Below are 20,265 nucleotides of genomic sequence, written 5' to 3'. Positions count from 1 at the left end.
GGAGGTGGTGCTGTGTATCCAGTATCGGATGCCTTTATGCAGGCAATCAAAAGTAACACAAGAAAATATTACTGGACCGGCACGATCACCACCAGTGATAAGAAAACCTATGAATTTGGAAATGAGGATATCGTAAAAGGCAGCGGATATATTTCGAGGCAGTGCTGTGGGGACTCAGAAATTGAGCTTGGCTCAGTGTATGCCGCAGAGCTTGGCATCAGCCTGTTCTGTGCTATCGACCGATACACCCTGGACGGCGCAGAAATCAAGCTCTGGTTCCATCTGCTGCTTGATGATGGCAGTACGGAGAGCATTCCGATGGGTGTGTTCTATGTGGCCGAAGCCAATCGTCGTATCAAAACACTGGAACTAAAAGCCTATGATGGAATGCTGAATCTGGATAAAGCCTTCAATAAAGGCCTGTCCAGCTCCTATCCCTACGAATTTCTTTCTCTGCTATCGAAGGCGTGTCATGTAGAGCTTGCGCAAACGAAGGAAGAAATCGAGGCTTTGCCAAATGGCACGGAGCTGCTTGGTATCTATCAGGATAATGACATCGAATCGTGGCGTGATTTTCTCTATTACCTTGCCCAGACGCTCGGATGCTTTGCAGTCATTGATCGTTATGGAAAGCTCTCTCTGACTTCTTACGGGAGCACGCCAACCATGGCCATTGATATCCGTCATCGGTTCAGCAGCAGCTTTTCCGATTTCGTTACTCGCTACACAGCGGTCAGCTCCACCAACAAAAAGACAGAGACAGCGGAATACTATGCGAAGGATCCGGATGATGGACTCACAATGAACCTTGGCGTGAATCCGCTTCTGCAATTTGGCTTGGAAGAGACAAGAAAGCGAATCATTAACACGATTCTTGATGTTGTCTCAACTGTAGAGTATGTGCCCTTTGATTCAGAAACCATCGGCAATCCTGCGCTGGACCTTGGTGATGTACTTCGCTTTACCGGCGGCCATGCGGATGAAACAAAACGGTCTGCAATCACTTCTATCTATACAAAAATCAATGGAAAGCAAACTGTGAAATGCGTCGGCAAGAATCCAAGGCTTGCTGCAGCAAAAAGTAAGAACGACAAAAACATCAGTGGCCTAATCAGCTCCATTGGTGAAACGAAGCTCAGCATTTACACCTTCACCAATGCCCTGGCACTGGATGCCGGAGAAGAAAAGCTGTCCATCATCAACATGGAGTTTGCATCTGGTGATGAGACCAATGCGGAATTTCATGCCCAGGCGATCATGGATGTAGAAAGTAATCCTGATACACGAACACTTACTGCAGAAACGACCATTGACCTTGGAACAACTACAGATGACGAGGGAAATAAAGTTGAAAATAAGAAGGTGATTTCCTTTCCACTTTCTTGGAACGAGGACGGGAAAACTGCACTCTCAGTTTTCTATGTGCTGGATGGTCATGAGGTTGAGGAATTCCACCCGAAAGAATCCTGGCTCAGCGGCAAGCATCTCCTGACGCTCTATTACCCGATCATCGGCCTTACGGCAAATCAGCTCCATACCTTTGAGGTACTGATTTTCATGAAAAATGGAACCGGGTATATCGAGGCACAAAATATCATGGCGACGATCACCGGCCAGGGGCTTGGTGTGCAGGAGCGCTGGGATGGACGGATTACGGCAGATGATACCCTGAAGAAGATTCTTCTTTCCTCTATGCCTACACATACGCTGCATGATGCTGTTACGGTACATTTCCTTGCTCCGAAAAAGACAGGATTAAACGACCACGTGGCATCTATCTCCTTAACCGGAATGCCGATGCTATCCATGAAGGATTCGCTTCGACTCTTTGCACCGATTGTACATGATGTGGTAGAAACTGCTGATAAAAAGAAGATGCATTATCAGAAGGAATATGTCTTTGATGATGACGTATTCAAACTTCGTAAAGAGTATGCCCTCTCTGGAAATAGCAATGTCCGCCTTGATCGTGGTCGGATGCTGAAGCTTGTGATTCCGACCGAGAACTTCGATAGCTTAACCGGTCTTACAATTCTGCCCTTTGATACGCTTCCCTTTATCAATATGAAGGTTTTGTATGCTGCTGACCTTTCGCTGAATAGCTTTACTGAGATTACCGATGGTGCCGTAAAGCTGAAGAAGTCCTTCAACACACGCATTTCCGGACAGGACCAGGAGATCGACCGTGGCCGACTTGCCGCATTTTCACTTGGGCTTCAGAATATGACCGAAATAACAGAACTGGAGGTAAGCAATGTTTGATTATGGAACTATCGAAGATCTTTTAAAGAGCACAGAGCACATGGAGATCCTTCGAAATAATTCTCTACAGGATGATGGCACTGATACCGTGAAAGGTGTTGACTGGTTTCAGTACAAAGGAAAAACAGCCTCCACCCTTTATGTCAGTGGTAACTCCTGGATTGGCTTTGGCGAGAATACGGAGCAGCTAAAAATCGTCCGCAGGGATACCGATCTTATGACACTTCGAAAAGAGGAAGGAACGATCTGGGGGACCTACAAGTTCCTTCGTATCCGCTGGGAAGGCTACTCTGTACACGGCAATCGAAACGAAGCAACTCGGATGGTCTGGGATGCAATTCTATTCGATACCGGAGAAATCTGCGTCTCCTTTGACACCATCCCAACCAACAGTAGTTATCTGGCTGATTCCAGCCTGGTTACCGGGGATGGCACGCTTTCCTTTACGGCTCTTACCGGAAAGATTATCTCTTTTAAACCGAAGGATGAATTCGGGAACAGCTTTGACTATGCAGATCATGCGCCTGTTTTTCTTGATCCCTACAATCGAAGATATCTCATTTCAGATGCCGATGGTGCACTGTATACCGTAGGAGAAAATGCTCTTATCAAACTGGAGGAAACCAACCTCACAGCAGAGCTTTTTGAGACGCGGGGTGTCCAGGATATCCCGGATGGAAAGCTACTCATCACGCTGCAAGATCCGACCATCCTTTACTGGCATGATTCCGAGAATCTCTTTCCGGATATGAAGGTTGCCTACACGGGAGTACCGATTCCGCAGGTGCTTTATTCCGAAAACATCGATATGTCAGATTCCACAATTCTTGGCATTGAAAAGGTAACTGCTGACTGCTCGGACGAGGTGCTGTTTGCTGTCTCATTTGATGACGGAGCAAGCTGGTGGAGCTGCATCAATGCAGTGTGGGCAAAGCTGTCCGAGGAGAAATCCGGAATGTCGAAGGCTGCGCTCGAAGCCATCAGTGTGGATTCCTGGGCGGAGAAAGCAGCTACCGGACAGCTAAAATATCGATTTATCGTCAGTGGCGCAGACGGATATCTCAAGTCCATCACGACCGACTATCTGAATACGGAGGAATAATGATGCTGAAAGGAAAAACAGTAATTGAACTTACAGATGTCCATACCGGCAAAAAGGAGCACTACGAAGACACAAACCTGGTGACGGAAGCCGCGATGGATGTTCTGAACTGCAACATTAAAGGAATGCTTTATAACAGCACCACATTTAATGGCTCCACTGGAGATGATTGGATGCTGCCGCTTAAGAAAAATATCATGGGCGGCATCCTTTTATATCAGAATGCACTTGAGGAGCGTGCAGACAATATCTATGCTCCACTGAATAATCCGCTGATCGGCTATGCCTCGGATGATGCCAATAACACAGAGGATATCCGGCGAGGCAGTCGGAACCTCACCGAGAGCAAGGAAGTGGATGGCGGTTACCGTTTTGTCTGGGATTTTGCAACTTCTCAGGCAAATGGAACGATTTCTGCTATCTGCCTATCCAACACGCTGGCCGGAAAAGGAACGCAATATGCCGGTAACTACATGGTCAGAATTGGTACCTGGTCAGCAAATGTTCAGGATAAATATAAGCCTTACTGCATGCGTGGGAACAAGCGCGTTTATATCGGTGAAGGTTATCGCCTGGAAATGACCACTTACAATAACTCTACGCAGGCCACGCTTCGAAAGATTCATGACGATTATCTTCATGCAGCGCTCGTTGATCGACCGCTGACAAGAATGACCACGGAGGCAGATGAGGAAACCACAATCGAGCTGAACCATTACCCTTCCTACTACCACTATATTGGAGGACAGAAGGATGGAACGGAGGAACCATATAACGATAATTCTGGAATCTGGAATTATCTGTATCATGGTGCTGACGGAAAATGGTATGGATTAGTTCGACGAGCAAACCGAAAGTACAATTATACCAGCGGCAACAAGGACTACTACACTCACCAGAATTACGAGTGGTATATGGACTGTATTGACGGCAATAAATGCACTACACAAAAAATCGTAGCGCCAAGCGACATCAGTGAATTCTACAGCTTGGGTATGAGCGGAAAATGGCTCATGTGCTATACCGGCAATCAGGTGTATCGCATTGATACCACCAATGTGGCAAACATTGAGCTGGTGCCGAATATCACCTATGTTTCGTCAACCGTGTGGACCTATATCGTAGATGATGACATCGTAATCAATGGTTGGTATTTCCTAAACGGTGAGCCCAAAATCTATGTTCGTGATACACCGGATGCGAGCTATGCATCCTGGGGACGAAACCAGATGACTCGATATAAGACCTACGCGCTTCGTGAATGGATATTTCAATCGAATGTCTACAATCTGTACCGTGAGCTGTTCTTGGTTACTCCCTACCTTGCCACCATCAATAACCTGGGCACTCCGGTCATCAAGACCGCAGATAAGACCATGAAAATCACATACACCATTACAGAGGAATAGCTCTGTAACACCTTGGAAGCAAGCATCTCATGACGAGGTGCTTTTTTCATACCCAAAATTCAAAGGAGGACAAACATTATGAAGGAATTCTGGAACACGATTCAACTTGCATTTGCAGCTGTCGGAGGATGGCTTGGTTACTTTCTCGGCGGCTGTGACGGTCTGCTCTATGCACTGCTCGCCTTTGTGGTGATTGATTACATCACAGGCGTCATGTGTGCGATTGCAGACAAAACTCTCTCCAGTGAGGTGGGCTTTAAGGGCATCTGCCGAAAAGTGCTCATCTTCCTACTGGTCGGAATCGCAAACATCCTTGATGTGCAGGTCATCGGTACCGGCAGTGTGCTTCGTACCGCTGTGATCTTTTTCTACATTTCCAATGAGGGTGTAAGCCTTCTTGAGAATGCAGCGCATCTCGGCCTTCCGGTACCGGAGAAGATCAAAACCGTTTTAGAACAGCTCCATGACAGAGCAGAAAGCGAGGATAAATAAAATGGCTTATACGAACAGCTCCTTGGTATCCTATACCAAGCTCAGTCCAAACCACTCTGGACAGAGAACCCATTCCATCGACCGCATCACGCCACACTGCGTGGTCGGTCAGTTATCTGCCGAAAGTATCTGCGGATGCTTTACCAGCCCTTCTCGTCAGGCCTCCTGCAACTATGGAATCGGCACTGACGGACGTATCTCCTTATGTGTTGAAGAGAAAAACCGTAGCTGGTGCTCTTCCTCCAATGCCAATGACCAGAGAGCCATCACCATCGAATGCGCCTCTGACATGTCGGAGCCCTATGCGATGAACGATAAGGTCTACGCTTCTCTTATCTCGCTCTGCACTGATATCTGCAAGCGCAATGGCAAGAAGAAGCTTTTGTGGCTTGGAGACAAGGACAAGACCTTGAATTATGCACCAAAGTCCGATGAGATGGTGATCACTGTCCACAGATGGTTTGCCAACAAATCCTGCCCTGGAAACTGGCTCTATGCCCGCCTAGGCGATCTGGCTGCAAAGGTTACTGCAAATCTTGGTGGAAATACTTCTCCTGCCACGGATCATCTTTATCGTGTACAGGTCGGAGCTTATAAGAACAAGGCCAATGCTGATGCACAGCTTGCTCACGTAAAGGCTGCTGGCTTTGATACTTATATGGTGCAGATCGGAGGACTCTATAAGATTCAGGTCGGTGCCTATCGTGAGAAAACCAATGCTGATAACATGATGACAAAGCTCAAGACTGCCGGTTTTGATGCCTTCATCACAACAGAATCCGGAACCTCTGTTTCAACTCTCAAATCCATGAATGAAATCGCGCGTGAAGTTATCCGTGGCGACTGGGGAAATGGCGCTGACAGAAGAAACCGCCTTATCTCTGCCGGATATGATTATGCGGCTGTGCAGGCAAAAGTAAATGAATTACTGGGATAACCATCAGGGTCTATGAGGATTTGCGTCCTTATAGGCCCTTTTTCTTTTTATCCGCTCAAATCGGCCGCTCATCTCCAGTGGAAAGTAAAGAACTGAAACTGGAGGTACTTTTCATGCAGAAAGAAACAAAAGCAGTATTACAGGCAACGGATATCGCTTCTCATCTAAAGACTGTACCGATATCATCCATCGAAATTCAACAGGATTACGACTACTTCATGGCCCAGAGAGCCAGCGAAGCACTGTTCTCCGCTGGACTTATTTCCTTGGTGGAATTCAACAAATTGACGCAACTAAACCGCGATACATTCTCTCCGATGTTCGTCGAGATTATGCCCAGAATCACTTGATATATGTGGCCTTTAGAGTGATGTATATACACTGACAAAGGAGGTGAATCACCATGAAGAAGGTAACCAAAATCGATAAAATCCAACCTTCACTGGCTTCGAAAAAGAAGCTCCGTGTGGCTGCTTACTGCCGCGTTTCCACGGATTCTGATGCACAGCTCGAAAGTCTGGATGCACAGAAAGAGCACTACAAAAGCTACATCACCTCCCGTGATGACTGGACCTTTGCAGGGCTCTACTTTGACGAAGGTATTACCGGCACCAAGGCTGATAAAAGGCCAATGCTCCTGCGACTAATCGAAGATTGTAAAGCAAAGAAAATCGACTTTGTAATCACCAAGTCCATCAGCCGCCTCTCCCGAAATACTACGGACTGCTTGGAGATAGTAAGAACACTTCTGTCACTGGATATTCCGATCTATTTCGAGAAGGAAAATATCAACACCGGCTCGATGGAAAGTGAGCTGTTTCTTTCCATCCTAAGCTCTATGGCCGAAGGCGAATCCGCTTCGATTTCCGAAAATAACAAGTGGAGTATTAAGAAACGCTTCCTGGATGGAACCTATAAGCTCGGCTATGTGCCTTACGGCTACTGCTGGAAGGATGGAGAAATCCTGGTGGATCCTGAGCAGGCTGAAATTGTAAAGCGCATCTTTCGAGAGCTTCTTTCCGGGAAAGGCACAGAGGCTATCGCCAAGGAGCTAAACCAGGAACAGGTTCCAACCAAGAAAAGCGGCCGCTGGACCTCTACCAGCATTCGCGACATCATCAGGAATGAAAAATACACCGGTGACTGCATTTTCCAGAAGACCTATACCGACAGCAATTTTAATCGCCACAAGAATGACGGCCACCTCGATCAGTACTATGTGCCAGATCACCACGAAGCAATTATCAGTCATGAGGATTTTGAAGCCGCAGCAGCCTTGATTGAACAACGAGCAAGTGAGAAAGGCATCAAGAAGGGAAATGCTAAGTATCAACAGCGCTATGCCTTTTCCAGCAAGATTATCTGCAGCGAATGCGGGAATACCTTCCGTAGGAGAATCCATTCCAACACCTACGGGAAATACGCAGCCTGGGTGTGCAATACTCACCTGGAGAACACCAACAGGTGCTCTATGCTTTATATCCGTGATGATGATTTGAAGCTTGCATTTACCACGATGATCAATAAGCTGGTCTACTGCCACAAGCTGGTCTTGAAGCCTTATTTGAAAGCACTACAGGAAAACACCGGCGATGCATCGCTTCTGAATATCCAACAATTAGAAATGTTGCTGGAGCAGAACACCGAACAGCGAGAAACCCTACATAAGCTGATGGGACAGGGCTACATTGACCAGATTCTTTTTACCCAGGAAAACAATGCTCTTCTATCGCAAGCCAATGACTATCGCAATGAAATTGAGGCACTGAATCGCTCCCAATCACTGGATGCCACAAAGGTATACGAGACGGAACGCCTGCTACACTTCTGCGAACGTGGGGAAATGCAACCGGAATACAGCAAAGAATTATTTGAACTATTCGTGGATCACATTGAGGTTTACAGCCGCCAGAAAATCGGCTTTGCACTTCATTGTGGTCTTATTTTGAAGGAGATGATTTGATGGGACACACACCCTACGGTTATCGAATCGAGAATGGCAAGGCAGTGATAGATGAAGCTGCTGCCGCTCAGGTTCGAGACCTTTACAAGAATTATTTAAGCGGTCTATCTCTTACCAACGCTGCAAAGGAAGCTGGGCTTGGCCTACTCCATTCTGGTGCCAAGCGCATGATGCTAAACAGGCATTACCTCGGAGATGACTTCTACCCGGCCATCATTGATCCGGCATCCTTCGATTCCGCCAGTGCGGAGCTTAATAAGCGCTCTACGCGCCTTGGACGGAACGACCGCTATATTGCACCAATCATAAAAAGGCCACCTACCGCCTTTCGACTTGGTGACATTACAGAGAATTATGGAAATCCGGTCAGGCAGGCAGAATACCTATACAGCCTGATAGAAAGCGAGGTCAAATAATGGGAAATGTTATGGTCATCCCTGCAAAACGGCAGGTCGGAAACACTGCCAGACAGCAGGATGCAAAGCCAAAGCTTAGAGTCGCAGCGTACTGCAGAGTCAGTACTGACAGCGATGAGCAGGCTACAAGCTACGATGCTCAGGTTGAGCATTACACAGAATTTATACAGAAAAATCCAGAATGGGAATTTGCCGGTATCTACGCCGATGATGGTATTTCCGGCACCAACACCAAAAAGCGTGAGGACTTCAATCGCATGATTGACGATTGTGAGGCCGGAAACATCGACATGATCATTACCAAGTCCATCAGCAGATTTGCCAGAAACACTCTGGACTGTCTGAAATACATCCGACAGCTGAAGGATAAGAACATTCCCGTTTTCTTTGAAAAAGAGGCCATCAACACAATGGATGCCAAGGGTGAGGTCCTGATTACGATTATGGCTTCCCTGGCTCAGCAGGAATCACAATCCCTCAGCCAGAATGTAAAGCTGGGACTCCAGTTTCGCTACCAGAATGGCCAGGTACAGGTAAATCACAATCACTTCCTCGGCTACACCAAGGATGTCGATGGAAATCTTATCATCGATCCAGAACAGGCAGAGGTAGTAAAGCGAATCTACCGGGAATACCTGGAGGGCTACTCTATGGACCGGATTGCAAAAGGTCTTGAGGCTGACGGCATTCTCACCGGTGCTGGCAAAACAAAATGGTGGACCAGCACCATCAACAAGATTCTTCGAAACGAGAAATACATCGGTGATGCCCTGCTTCAGAAGACCTACACCACAGACTTCCTGAATAAAACCAGAGTAAAGAACAATGGCATCGTTCCGCAATACTATGTGGAAGGCAACCACGAAGCAATTATTCCGAAGGATATCTTCTTACGGGTGCAGGAAGAGCTGGTACGCAGACGAGTGGTCAAAACCAGCACCAATGGCAAAAAGCGCTCCTACAGTTGCAACCACTGCTTTGCGCAGATTGTCATTTGCGGCAAATGCGGTGAAATGTTCCGCAGAATCCACTGGAACAATCGCGGCTGCAAATCCGTCGTCTGGCGCTGCATCAGTAGACTGGAGCCCACCGGGCAGGAATGCCGCGCAAGAACTGTCAATGAAACGGTATTAGAGAATGTGGTAGTTCAGGCCATCAACATGCTCCTTGGCGATAAGTCCACCTATCAGGCACAGCTCCAACAGAACATCGCAAAGGTGATCCGAAGTGCTCAGCAAAATACCGCTGATGGGATCGATGAAAAACTGCAGAGCCTACAAAAAGAGCTTCTTAAAAAGGCCAACAACAAAGAGGCCTACGACGAGATTGCCGATGAGATTTTCAAGCTCCGGGAACAGCGCGAAAAGTGCACGGTTGACACTGCCGCCAGAGACGCACAGATTACCCGCATCAACGAGCTGCAGGATTTCATCAAGCAGCAGCCCGCACACCTGGAAGCCTTCGACGAAGCCCTGGTAAAGCGCTGGCTTGAACGAATCATCGTCTGGGAGGACCACTTCACTGTGGAGCTTAAATCAGGGCTAAAAATTGAGATTGAAGGATAATCCCGTAGACGCACTAAACCCTCTCGACCATGATGGCCGGGAGGGTATTTTTGTTATTTTTCTCCTTGTTTAACTTTACTGATATTCAACATGTTCTTCATCGACCTCAGTTCCTGCTGTATAGTCTGCATCAACACTGTCTTTATAATACTCTGGATCACAAAGATTATATGACATAAGATTTTTTCTCAATTTCATACAGCCAGGTTTAAACATCGCAAACGTCAATCCGCCGGAAAGTGCACCTCCTAATATTGGGACAGCTGATGCCACGCCGTCAGCAAAGATTTGCTTCGTCATACGGATACCAACACTTAGTGCAACCTTCTTTACAATCGGATAAACCACTCCCTTAGTTAAAGATTTTTGAGCCAACTTCTTAGCAATGTTTTTTGCCAGTACATCAGCTAATTTCTTGAGAACACCCGTGGCACCTTGTACACCAAACATCACACCCATAAAAATAAGTAAGTAGTTCATTGTTTCAGAATCCACATCATCCTCATTAAGATTGAACTGCTCAAATCCATACAAATACGCTAATTCCTGCACTGTCCTAAGAATGAATACAAAGTATGATGTAATATCTGCTGCTGCAGCTCCGATTGCCGCCGCTCCGCCTGGTATACTTGCTGCAACAGAAAGCGTAGTAACTTTTGTTGCTTCATAGTTAATCACCTGCTTCGAGATTTTATTAACTAACTCTTTTGAAATTCCAGCCTTTGCTGGATTATTCTTTATTGCCTCAGCAATAATATCTTCTGAGCAATATCTTATCAGTTCCTTTCGAAGAAACTTTTCTCGATTTATTTTCACACCAGGTGTATGCATTGCCGCTACAAGAATCTTCTCGAATGTCATTTCATTCTTTACAGTTTAACAATATCAGCCATTTAACACGCCTCCTTTCTTTATAGCATTTGTATTTTTCGCGAGGCCTTACTCATCTTCACAATCTTCACTAATTCTGATTGCCTCAGGGACATCCTCAGTCACAGGAATAATTTCTCTGATGGCTTTAAAGCAATCCGCAAATTCATCAGCCGGTACCCCAAATTCACGCGCCACCCTATTTCCATCTTCGTATGTAACAATAAAATCTATATTGCCGCAGTCACAATACATAGCCTCTTGATCGCGGCTTAATATCTCATCAACAGCCACAGCTATCTTCTCAAACGCCAAGCTGAAAATACTGTTCGTCGTTTTATATGACCACTTCTTGTACGCATTGAGTGAATTGTCATCCTCAAGATAAGGCTTATATTCATACGCGATGGAGTTAGGCATTATCGTTAATTTATCGCTATAGGCATAATCTACAGGGCAAAATCCCGATGTGCTTTTTATAACAATTTTCTTTGTCTTCATAGTCATCTCACCTGATATTTCCTCATCAACTCTCTCAGCACTTGTACGATTTCTGTTGCCTCTTCCTTCGACAATAATGTTGTGATTTTTCTATTCCTCCAGATTCCATCTGTCGTGTCATAGACGAACTGAAAAATAATCACAATTTTCTCGTCCGCTCTTGCCGCCGCAACCTTCAAATATGGTTCCATGAAATCTGAAATATATCCATCTTCAGAGCCATCTATAATTTCAGAAAGTTCTTCTACCATATCTGTCAGTTCATCTGTTAGGAGGTAAGCATCCTTGTATGTTTCATTTGTTTCGGCATCTGAATACTTGACTTCACACATCAGCCAATTTGCGTCATAATCGAAGCCTTCTTTTGATGGTCTTTTCTCTGGATACTGATAGTTTACTATTGTAAATTCGATGCTTTTATTTCCCTGATGCAGGATCATAAGCAACCTCCAATTCTCCTTGACATCTATTCCACTGCCTGCAAACACGCAAAATGGTCGAGTTGCCGGATTGGTTGTCACCCTTTTTCATTTTCCAAAAATCATCCCAAAATGCCTGACATCTAATCCACTATCTCAAATCGTGACATCTAATCCGAGGTTACAACCTGACACACATTTTGCGGTAGATATGTTTCCATATAAGAAAACCGAGCCTTTTCAGAAGTCTGGCTTCAAATCCAAACCTCCGAAAAAGCCCGAAAATACGCCGCTTTCTGGCACTTATTTATCTTTCCTTGACATCAAGACTACCGTCTCCACATGCCCCGTCCGCCCAAACAGATCCACGCCCTTGACCTTGACCGTCTTATACCCCAACTCTTCCAGCACAGCACAGTCCCTAGCAGCAGTAGCGTGATTGCAGGATATCATAACTATCCTGTCAGGGGACATTTTTGCCATGTACTCCAGTGCGTCCCTAGTGCAGCCCTTTCTTGCAGGGTCAGCTATTATCACATCTGGTCGCTCGCCACGGCTGTAAAGTATCTCTGCTATCTTTCCTGCGTCACCACATATAAATTCCGCATTTGTGACATTGTTTGTTGCGGCATTTCGTTTTGCATTGTCTATTGCAGATTGTATTATCTCAACACCTATGAGCTTTTTCACCTTTTTGCTCATTGACAAACCAATCGTTCCTGCACCGCAGTAAAGATCAAGAAGAGTTTCCTTTCCTGTCAGCTGAGCATAATCTGCGGCAATTTCATAAAGCCGCTCCGCCTGAATTGTATTTACCTGATAAAATGACAGCGGTGATATCTCTATATCATTTCCACACATGGTATCGTGTATCGTGTCGCTTCCATACGCAGTAACAAGCTTCTGTCCGAGTATACAGTTGGTCTTTCGGCTATTCTCATTGAAAACTATACTCTTTATATCAGCATATTTTTTGCAAAGCTCACCCACAAGCACGTCAAATATTCCACGCTTTTTAAGGTCGGTAATAACAAGACAGACCATTATCTCACCTGAGTATTCGCCACGCCTGAGATAAATATGCCTGAGCAGACCGCTTCCCGTTTCCTCGTTGTATGCCTTTATCTTACGCTTGTTCACATATGCCATTATTTCATCGGCTATTGCCTTGAATACAGCAGGCTGTAATGCACAATCGGTGTGATCGCATACACGATGAGAACGCCTTGAATAGAATCCGCAAACTGCCCTGCCGTCCTGCTCTGCTACAGGGTACTGAGCCTTGTTGCGATAACCAACAAGCTGTTTACAACCCTCAAAGCTGTCATATTCAGGATAAAGCTTACCAATACGCTCAAATGAATCCTTTATGAACTGCTCTTTTACACGGCATTCTTCCTCATAGCTCATGTGACGAAAACAACAACCGCCACACCTTGAATAAACAGGGCAATCGTTCTTCGTTCTTTCAACCGAACCACTTACAATATTTTCGATAATGCCATAGCAATACGTTTTGCAGACCTTGACTATCCTGCATTCGATAACGTCGCCAATAACAGTAAAAGGCACGAAAACAACAATGCCCTCGTGCTTTCCTACTCCGTTGCCCTCATTTGTCATACCGCTTATTTCAAGCCTGATAATCTCATTTTTCTTTAGCATAAAATTCCTCTATCTCATTTTTTCGCTTAAGCATAAGCTCAAAATGCTTATTGTATTCAAGCGGAAATTTGTAATTGAACACACGCTCCAAACGTCCGCCCTCTTTGTCAACAAGCTTTGTCGAGCCACCTGCACCCATTGCAAGTATGGTTTGAACCTCTTCCATTATATAGATATTATATAAACTCTCGTGACCCCGCTTTGTCCAGCCTATATTTTCAAGATTTTCAAGCATATTCTTCTGTCTGTAGAGATAATAAGGCAGATAGCCGCTTTCAAGAAGTCTTTTTGTGGCATACTCTACCATTTTATCGGCTGGATTTTTCAGCACTTCCCTGTCACCGCTGTGATTTAGCCTAGCCGCACGCTTTATGGAAAGTGTGTGTACAGTGATATTCTCAGGAGCAAGCTCTATAAGCTTATCAATGGTATTCTCAAAGCTCTCCACTGTGTCTGTTGGCAGACCTGCGATTATATCGGTATTTATAGAGTCAAAACCAACTTTTCTTGCAAAGTCAAAGCTGTCAAAAAACTGTGCAGTTGTGTGCTTTCTGCCAATAGCCTCAAGAACGCTGTCATTCAAAGTCTGTGGATTTATAGATACTCTGCCACAGCCGTTTGCTTTAAGCACCTTCAGCTTTTCTTCAGTTATGGTGTCAGGTCTTCCCGCTTCAACAGTGTATTCACGGACAGTTGACATATCAAAGCTGTTTTCAATGACTTTCATAACTCTGTCAAGCTGAGCAGCAGTGAGCGTGGTAGGTGTGCCGCCGCCAAAATATACGGTGTCAAGCTTCAAACCAAGCTTTTTCGTTATCTTCGCAGTATAAACTATCTCTTCACACAGCTTGTTCACATATTCAGGGATAAGCTTCATACAGCCCTCGATAGATTGCGAAACGAAAGAACAGTAGGAGCATCTTGTGGGACAAAACGGCACTGACACATAAAGACTAAAGCTGTCCTTTTCAAGCTCATCGAGGACAGGCTTCTGGGTTATAGCAGTTTTGTATGCAATATCGCACTTTTCTTCGCTGCAAAGATACCTGCTCTCCATGGCTTTAAATATCTCCGCCTTGTTCATGCCCTCACTGAGCATATCATTCACACGCTTCACAGGTCTTATTCCCGTTATAACGCCCCATTTCGGCACAATGCCTGTTATCTCGCTCATTGCCTTAAAAAGAAGTCTTGACAGTGAAAGTTCCATGTCGCTTTCAAAATGCACAAACTCCTCTTTTTCGCAAGTCTTGCCGTCATATCTCACCTTAACGCTCAAACAAACATTGTCAGCGTTATCCTTTTTCTGAGCGAACACATAATCGTCCTCTGTATCTATGCTGTCAGAAAAAACGTGGGTAAAGAGCGTTGCAGGGATAAAAAGCTTCATTACTCCCTCAAGCTCATATTTATAATCGTTGCCGCTGAATATCAGAGTCATTTCAAAGCCTCCGCAGCCTGCCTGAGATATGGGTTATACTTTCTCTCAGCGTCAAGTGTCGTGACATTCATGTGACCTGGGTAAACAGTGAGATTTCCACCAAGGTCAGCTATTTTCATAAGCGACTTCATAAGGGCTGTGCTGCTTCCATCAGGCATATCAGTTCTGCCAACACTTCTTGAAAATAGGGTATCTCCCGAAAACATATTCATGCCGCATATGAAACAAACAGAACCGCTTGTATGTCCCGGCGTTTCCAACACGTCAAATTCAAGCTCGTCAAGCTTTAATATATCGTCCTCTGTAAACACATTGACCTTGCCTGTGTAATTTCTGTGTCCTCTTATTCTGAAAAGATTAGCAAGCATTCCTGCGTCATCTGTAAGCTTAGGCTTATCCATAATGTGGATATACACCTTGCAGCCTGTCCTGTCTACAAGGTCAGCCACAGCACCGATATGGTCAAAATGACCATGAGTAAGAAAGATCTTTTTAAGCGTAAGACCGTGACTCTCTATCTCACCGAGAATATAATCAGGGTCGGCAGGTGCATCGATAAGAACGCAGTTATTTTCTTCGCTTGCAACAATATAGCTGTTCGTTTCACAAACACTCAATGGTTTGAGTCTATATATTTTCATTATCTGTCCTTTCTTATTTACCGCTTCTTTCAACAGAAATAACGTTCTTTATTTTCTGAAGCTTGTTTATAACATTGTTGAGCTGTTCCATTCCTGCTATGCTGACAGTTACGGAAAGCATTGCATTGCCGTTTTTCAGTTCCCTTGAGGTTGACTCATAGATAAAAATATTGATCATTGCAAGCGCTGACGAAACGTCTGCCAGCAGACCTATTCTGTCAACCGCAACGATATCCAAAGTACACTTGAAATAGCCCGTATGCTTTTCAGAACTTTCCCACTTAACATTTATCCAACGAGCGGCATTTTCAGGATCATCTTTCTGCGAAAGATAGTTCACGCAATCCTTTTTATGCACGGATATGCCGTGACCTCTCGTGATAAAGCCGACTATTTCGTCACCTGGAAGCGGATTACAGCACTGTGCAAACTTGATAGCGCAGTTGTCGATGCCGTCAACAATAACACCGGTGGAATTTTTGGAAGTCTTTATCTTATTTTCAAGGTCAGAAGTATCAGGCTGAGCCTTTTCACCATATTTCTTATTATACTCAGATTTCAGCCTTTGCATCACCTTTGAAAGCTGAACACCACCGTAACCTATGGCTGCAAAGAAATCATCAAGAGTATCACAACTGTGTCTGTGCATATCCATTTTGAGAAAGTCCTCAAGTTCTTCCTCAGGCACTCTTATATTATTTCTGCGGAACTCTCTTTCAAGAGCATTTCTGCCCTCAAAGATATTTTCCTCTCGTCTTTCCTTTTTGAACCATGAACGTATCTTGGATTTGGCTTCATTGGTTTTGCAGATATTAAGCCATGAACGGCTTGGGCCATGACCTTCAACGTTGGTAGTAAGTATCTCGATTATCTCGCCTGTTTTTATCTGATAATCATAAGACACCATTTTCTTGTCTACCTTTGCGCCGCACATCTTATGACCCACCTGTGTGTGGATAGCGTAAGCAAAATCGATAACAGTTGAGCCAACAGGTAGTGTTATCATATCTCCCTTTGGAGTGAAAGCAAAGACGTCCTCAGGGGCAAGGTCATTTTTGATAGCCCTTACTATCTCCTCAACGTCGTTTGACTCCTGCTGTGACTCGATTATCTGCCTTATCCATGCAAGGCGCTGATCGTCCTTTGAGCTACCCCTTACGCCCTCTTTATATTTCCAGTGAGCGGCGATACCATATTCAGCCGTTCTGTGCATTTCCCATGTTCTTATCTGAACCTCGAAAGGTATTCCCTCTCTGCCGATAACAGTTGTGTGAAGAGATTGATACATATTAGCCTTAGGCGTGGAAATATAATCCTTAAATCTATTCGGGATAGGTCTGAACATATCGTGGATTATGCCAAGTACGTTATAGCACTCGGTAACTGTATTGACGATAATTCTTACGGCATAGCGATCATATATCTGGTCTATCTCCTTGCCGTCACGATATACCTTTTTATAGATACCATAATTGCTTTTAACTCGACCCTCGATAAGGGGAACAGGGTCAAAGTCCTTTTCAAGCCTGTCATGTATCTTGTGCTTGATGTTTTCAACAAGCTGTTCACGGCTGCCCTTTCTGAGCTGCATTTGCTCGTCTATCTCGGCATAAGCATAAGGATCAAGATAGTAAAAAGCAAGATCTTCAAATTCATCTTTAATTGAGCGTATTCCAAGGCGGTGAGCTATCGGTGCATAGATGTTCATTGTTTCATGGGCGATAGTTCTGCGTTTTGAATCTTTGCAATAATTAAGAGTACGCATATTGTGAAGTCTATCTGCAAGCTTTATGATAATAACACGGATATCCTCGCTCATTGCAAGGAGTATTTTTCTGATATTCTCGGCTTTCTGCTCGTCTTTGGTGAAAGTTTCTACCTTTTTCAGCTTTGTAACGCCATTTACAAGCATTGCAACGTCTGAGCCAAAATTCTTCTGTAATTCTTCAAGAGTGCATGGAGTGTCCTCCACAACGTCATGAAGAAGTGCTGCACAAATAGTATCAGTATCCATGCCAAGTTCCAAAAGAATATATGCAACAGACAGCGGGTGGGTTATATACGGCTCGCCAGACTCTCTTTTCTGATTGTGATGATACTTTTCAGCAAGTTCATAGGCGGAAACAATTTTTGACAGATCGTACTGCCTCTCGCCATCAAGTATTTTCTGAATAAGTGCATCAATGGAACACACCGACCTCTCACCTATATGCTCAGGCTTTGAAGCTTCAGGCACAGCGTCAGTATAGTCAGGAGAAGTCGTAGGAGCAGGCTTTTCTTCAAACTGCTCTTTAACCTCGGATTCGGCAGGAAGATCTTCTTCACTTACAGTTTTTATCTCAGGCATATTTTCTATCTTATCCATTTCAGCAGGATCAAGCAAAATATTCTCTTTATCTGACATTTTAGTTACCTGCCTTTCCAAGCATTTCATTCAGCTTAACAAGAGTTTCAGAGTCCTCAAGATTTACCTTTTGTTTCGGCACAACGTAGCTTATTTTCATAGTTGCGGGTCTGAACTCGATAAGACCCTTATCACGGAAAATATCAACGCAAATATGCAGTTTGCAATAATTCATGCTGTCGCTTGATATTTTCATGAAAAGATTATCCAACGTAATATTCTTAACTGCACTTATGTATTTATATACGCCGATAAGCTCCTGCCTTGTCGGGATTATTTTTCGTATAAAACTTGCAGGAAGCTGTTCCCCGCGCATGAGCTTTTCATAACAATCCTTTGCCGCAAAATATCTTTCCTGCTTTACTCCACTCAATCTATGGTCGATAACTCTTATGGATATGGACTCACGGTTATTGAACACATTTATTCCAAGCTCCACGAGCATATCAAGCTTATCGCCAACTGCGAAACAAGCTTTTTCAGGTGCTAGGGAGAAAATAAGAGCCTGTCCTCTATAGCTTCCATATGAAAACTCGATCTTTGTATGCTTGCCCTGTGACAGCGGTATTATCTTATCTACTCTTACTCCAAGCATTGCAAAAACTGGAGCAGGGTTCTCTGCACCAAAAGGCTCCATTGCTGCAAGACCCTTTACATTATCAAGGTTGATATCCTGCGGCATAAGAAGCTTATCCGCTATAAGCTCAACGCTAGGGAATGTCTCCATAGGATCGCTGTATTCATACACCATTTGAGTGAACTTTTCGATGTTCTCAGCCTTCAGCGACAGACCTCCTGCACACTCATGTCCACCAAATTTATCAAGTAGCTCTCCGCAATGCTGAAAACACTTGAATATATTGAAGCCCTTTACGCTTCTCGCAGAGCCTCGTGCGTTTCCATCATCATCAATGGAGATTATAACATTCGGCTTTCCGTAAAATTCCAAAATGCGTGAAGAAACAATGCCAATAACTCCGTGATGCCAGCCCTTGCCTGAAAGCACAAGCACTCTATGGTCAAGAGTTTCAGGGTGAGCGTTTATATGGTTTACTATTTCTGTCATTATCTCTGTTTCCGTCTGCTTGCGCTGGGCGTTAAGATTTAAAAGAGTGTCAACATAATTTTCAGCGTCCTCCGGGTCTTCGCTTAGAAGTGTTTTTACCGCTGTAAGTGGTGAGCCAAATCTGCCCGAAGCGTTTATAACAGGGGCAATCCTAAAAGCAATGCCTGTTGAATCAAGAGCATTTCTATCAAGCTTTGCTTTATCTATAAGATAGTTTAGTCCCAATATTTCGGTATTTGCAAGATATTCAAGACCACGCTTGACAATAGTTCTGTTTTCCCCTGTGAGCGGCACAACGTCCGCAACTGTACCGATAGCACAAATGTCGGCATACTGTTCCATAACAGTGTCGTAACTGCCGCCGTCAAGTGCAGCACAAAGCTTGAAAGCTACACCAACTCCTGCAAGGTCTTTGTATGACGAAGGACAATCTGCACGATGCGGATTAACGATAGCCCTTGCCCTCGGAAGCTTCTCAGGCGGCTGGTGGTGATCTGTGATAACAAGTTCCATATCAAGCTCAGCAATACGCTCAGCTTCCTCAACCGCAGAAATGCCGTTATCCACAGTGACGATAAGCTTAACACCCTTTTCGGCAAGCATTTCAATAGCTTCCATGTTCATGCCATATCCAGCCTCACGCTCAGGAATATAGTACATAATGTTTGCGCCCATGCTTTCAAGATAGTTGTAAAGTATAGTGGTGGACGTAACTCCATCGCAGTCATAGTCACCATAAATACAAATAAGGTCATACTGATCAACCGCCTTATTTATCACCTCAGCAGCTATAGCCATATCCTTTATAAGAAAAGGATCACTAAGTTCTTCGCCTTTAAAAAAATCAGCAAGGCTGTCAAAGTCAGTGAAACCCCTTGAAGTCATGACGTCTAGGGTAAGGCTTTTCAAGTCACACTTGTTCATAAACTCTGCAGTTTTCACAGGGTCAGGTCTGTTTATTCTCCATTTTTTCATATAGAAATAGTCCTTTACGCAAATTTACATTCATCATTCATTATACCACATAAACAGCCTTTTTTCAAGTAGCATCAAGAAAAAGTGTGAAATTTTAGGCATAAAAACAGCACCGCAGAAATCCCCGCAGTGCTGAA

Annotated in this window: 17 protein-coding genes; 9 read left to right on the top strand and 8 right to left on the bottom strand. The window is 44.5% G+C overall.

Annotated elements, in window-relative coordinates:
* The first annotated feature begins 12 nt into the window (after positions 1-12).
* The 9 genes from AB5Z01_RS01750 to AB5Z01_RS01710 all read left to right on the top strand — a co-directional run bounded on the left by AB5Z01_RS01750 (position 13) and on the right by AB5Z01_RS01710 (position 10,146).
* Entirely contained in the window at positions 13-2,262 is a 2,250-nt protein-coding gene (locus AB5Z01_RS01750) for a hypothetical protein (protein ID WP_368365260.1), read from the top strand.
* Positions 2,255-3,364, top strand: coding sequence for a hypothetical protein (locus AB5Z01_RS01745; RefSeq protein ID WP_368365259.1), 1,110 nt, complete (start codon positions 2,255-2,257; stop codon positions 3,362-3,364). Before AB5Z01_RS01750 ends, AB5Z01_RS01745 begins: the two co-directional genes overlap by 8 nt.
* A 2-nt stretch (positions 3,365-3,366) precedes the next feature.
* Positions 3,367-4,773 carry a hypothetical protein gene (locus tag AB5Z01_RS01740; protein ID WP_368365258.1) on the top strand — a complete coding sequence of 469 codons (1,407 nt, stop codon included), beginning with the start codon at positions 3,367-3,369 and terminating at the stop codon, positions 4,771-4,773.
* A 78-nt stretch (positions 4,774-4,851) separates the two neighbouring features.
* The gene (locus AB5Z01_RS01735) at positions 4,852-5,265 is read left to right on the top strand and encodes a holin family protein (protein ID WP_368365257.1); all 414 of its coding nucleotides are present in this window, start codon (positions 4,852-4,854) and stop codon (positions 5,263-5,265) included.
* Positions 5,237-6,202, top strand: a complete 966-nt coding sequence (locus AB5Z01_RS01730) for an SPOR domain-containing protein (RefSeq protein ID WP_368365256.1) — start codon at positions 5,237-5,239, stop codon at positions 6,200-6,202. Before AB5Z01_RS01735 ends, AB5Z01_RS01730 begins: the two co-directional genes overlap by 29 nt.
* A gap of 113 nt (positions 6,203-6,315) precedes the next feature.
* Positions 6,316-6,552 (top strand): SHOCT domain-containing protein, encoded by a 237-nt coding sequence (locus AB5Z01_RS01725; protein ID WP_368365255.1) that lies wholly within the window; start codon positions 6,316-6,318, stop codon positions 6,550-6,552.
* Positions 6,553-6,605: 53 nt separating this feature from the next.
* Entirely contained in the window at positions 6,606-8,165 is a 1,560-nt protein-coding gene (locus tag AB5Z01_RS01720; protein ID WP_368365254.1) for a recombinase family protein, read from the top strand.
* Positions 8,165-8,581 carry an integrase gene (locus AB5Z01_RS01715; protein WP_368365253.1) on the top strand — a complete coding sequence of 139 codons (417 nt, stop codon included), beginning with the start codon at positions 8,165-8,167 and terminating at the stop codon, positions 8,579-8,581. The genes AB5Z01_RS01720 and AB5Z01_RS01715 overlap by 1 nt, the downstream gene beginning before the upstream one ends.
* A complete protein-coding gene (locus tag AB5Z01_RS01710) occupies positions 8,581-10,146 on the top strand; it encodes a recombinase family protein (RefSeq protein ID WP_368365252.1) in 1,566 nt (521 codons plus the stop codon). The genes AB5Z01_RS01715 and AB5Z01_RS01710 overlap by 1 nt, the downstream gene beginning before the upstream one ends.
* A gap of 75 nt (positions 10,147-10,221) precedes the next feature.
* On the opposite strand, the gene AB5Z01_RS01705 is transcribed toward AB5Z01_RS01710, so the two are convergent.
* The 8 genes from AB5Z01_RS01705 to recJ form a co-directional block, all read right to left on the bottom strand.
* Positions 10,222-11,007 (bottom strand): hypothetical protein, encoded by a 786-nt coding sequence (locus AB5Z01_RS01705; RefSeq protein WP_368365251.1) that lies wholly within the window; start codon positions 11,005-11,007, stop codon positions 10,222-10,224.
* A 78-nt stretch (positions 11,008-11,085) separates the two neighbouring features.
* Positions 11,086-11,517, bottom strand: coding sequence for a hypothetical protein (locus AB5Z01_RS01700; RefSeq protein WP_368365250.1), 432 nt, complete (start codon positions 11,515-11,517; stop codon positions 11,086-11,088).
* Between the two features lie 2 nt (positions 11,518-11,519).
* Positions 11,520-11,957 carry a hypothetical protein gene (locus tag AB5Z01_RS01695; RefSeq protein WP_368365249.1) on the bottom strand — a complete coding sequence of 146 codons (438 nt, stop codon included), beginning with the start codon at positions 11,955-11,957 and terminating at the stop codon, positions 11,520-11,522.
* A gap of 282 nt (positions 11,958-12,239) precedes the next feature.
* On the bottom strand, positions 12,240-13,601 hold the full coding sequence (gene rlmD, locus AB5Z01_RS01690; protein ID WP_368365248.1) for a 23S rRNA (uracil(1939)-C(5))-methyltransferase RlmD: 1,362 nt from the start codon (positions 13,599-13,601) through the stop codon (positions 12,240-12,242).
* On the bottom strand, positions 13,585-15,042 hold the full coding sequence (gene hemZ, locus AB5Z01_RS01685) for a coproporphyrinogen dehydrogenase HemZ (RefSeq protein ID WP_368365247.1): 1,458 nt from the start codon (positions 15,040-15,042) through the stop codon (positions 13,585-13,587). Before hemZ ends, rlmD begins: the two co-directional genes overlap by 17 nt.
* On the bottom strand, positions 15,039-15,683 hold the full coding sequence (locus tag AB5Z01_RS01680; protein WP_368365246.1) for an MBL fold metallo-hydrolase: 645 nt from the start codon (positions 15,681-15,683) through the stop codon (positions 15,039-15,041). The genes hemZ and AB5Z01_RS01680 overlap by 4 nt, the downstream gene beginning before the upstream one ends.
* Before the next feature lie 13 nt (positions 15,684-15,696).
* Positions 15,697-18,087: a bifunctional (p)ppGpp synthetase/guanosine-3',5'-bis(diphosphate) 3'-pyrophosphohydrolase gene (locus tag AB5Z01_RS01675; protein WP_368365245.1), complete on the bottom strand. Its 2,391-nt coding sequence runs from the start codon at positions 18,085-18,087 to the stop codon at positions 15,697-15,699.
* Position 18,088: 1 nt separating this feature from the next.
* Complete coding sequence (gene recJ / locus AB5Z01_RS01670) at positions 18,089-20,128, bottom strand: single-stranded-DNA-specific exonuclease RecJ (RefSeq protein WP_368365244.1); 2,040 nt, start codon at positions 20,126-20,128, stop codon at positions 18,089-18,091.
* Positions 20,129-20,265 lie beyond the last annotated feature (137 nt).

Origin of the sequence: Ruminococcus sp. RTP21359st1_H3_RTP21359_211015 (assembly GCF_040909065.1) — a bacterium.
Classification (GTDB): Bacteria; Bacillota; Clostridia; order Oscillospirales; family Ruminococcaceae; genus Hominimerdicola; species Hominimerdicola aceti.
The sequence above is the reverse complement of the archived record's forward strand: the minus strand, read 5'-3'. Positions and strand labels throughout refer to the sequence as shown.

Bases quoted from the DNA above. Each gene is read 5' to 3' on its own strand.
- AB5Z01_RS01675 (WP_368365245.1), bottom strand. From the start codon at position 18,087: ATGTCAGATAAAGAGAATATTTTGCTTGATCCTGCTGAAATGGATAAG.
- hemZ (WP_368365247.1), bottom strand. From the start codon at position 15,042: ATGACTCTGATATTCAGCGGCAACGATTATAAATATGAGCTTGAGGGA.
- AB5Z01_RS01745 (WP_368365259.1), top strand. From the start codon at position 2,255: ATGTTTGATTATGGAACTATCGAAGATCTTTTAAAGAGCACAGAGCAC.
- AB5Z01_RS01725 (WP_368365255.1), top strand. From the start codon at position 6,316: ATGCAGAAAGAAACAAAAGCAGTATTACAGGCAACGGATATCGCTTCT.
- AB5Z01_RS01700 (WP_368365250.1), bottom strand. From the start codon at position 11,517: ATGAAGACAAAGAAAATTGTTATAAAAAGCACATCGGGATTTTGCCCT.
- AB5Z01_RS01695 (WP_368365249.1), bottom strand. From the start codon at position 11,957: ATGATCCTGCATCAGGGAAATAAAAGCATCGAATTTACAATAGTAAAC.
- AB5Z01_RS01680 (WP_368365246.1), bottom strand. From the start codon at position 15,683: ATGAAAATATATAGACTCAAACCATTGAGTGTTTGTGAAACGAACAGC.
- AB5Z01_RS01710 (WP_368365252.1), top strand. From the start codon at position 8,581: ATGGGAAATGTTATGGTCATCCCTGCAAAACGGCAGGTCGGAAACACT.
- AB5Z01_RS01735 (WP_368365257.1), top strand. From the start codon at position 4,852: ATGAAGGAATTCTGGAACACGATTCAACTTGCATTTGCAGCTGTCGGA.
- AB5Z01_RS01720 (WP_368365254.1), top strand. From the start codon at position 6,606: ATGAAGAAGGTAACCAAAATCGATAAAATCCAACCTTCACTGGCTTCG.
- AB5Z01_RS01715 (WP_368365253.1), top strand. From the start codon at position 8,165: ATGGGACACACACCCTACGGTTATCGAATCGAGAATGGCAAGGCAGTG.
- AB5Z01_RS01730 (WP_368365256.1), top strand. From the start codon at position 5,237: ATGACAGAGCAGAAAGCGAGGATAAATAAAATGGCTTATACGAACAGC.
- rlmD (WP_368365248.1), bottom strand. From the start codon at position 13,601: ATGCTAAAGAAAAATGAGATTATCAGGCTTGAAATAAGCGGTATGACA.
- AB5Z01_RS01740 (WP_368365258.1), top strand. From the start codon at position 3,367: ATGCTGAAAGGAAAAACAGTAATTGAACTTACAGATGTCCATACCGGC.
- recJ (WP_368365244.1), bottom strand. From the start codon at position 20,128: ATGAAAAAATGGAGAATAAACAGACCTGACCCTGTGAAAACTGCAGAG.
- AB5Z01_RS01705 (WP_368365251.1), bottom strand. From the start codon at position 11,007: ATGACATTCGAGAAGATTCTTGTAGCGGCAATGCATACACCTGGTGTG.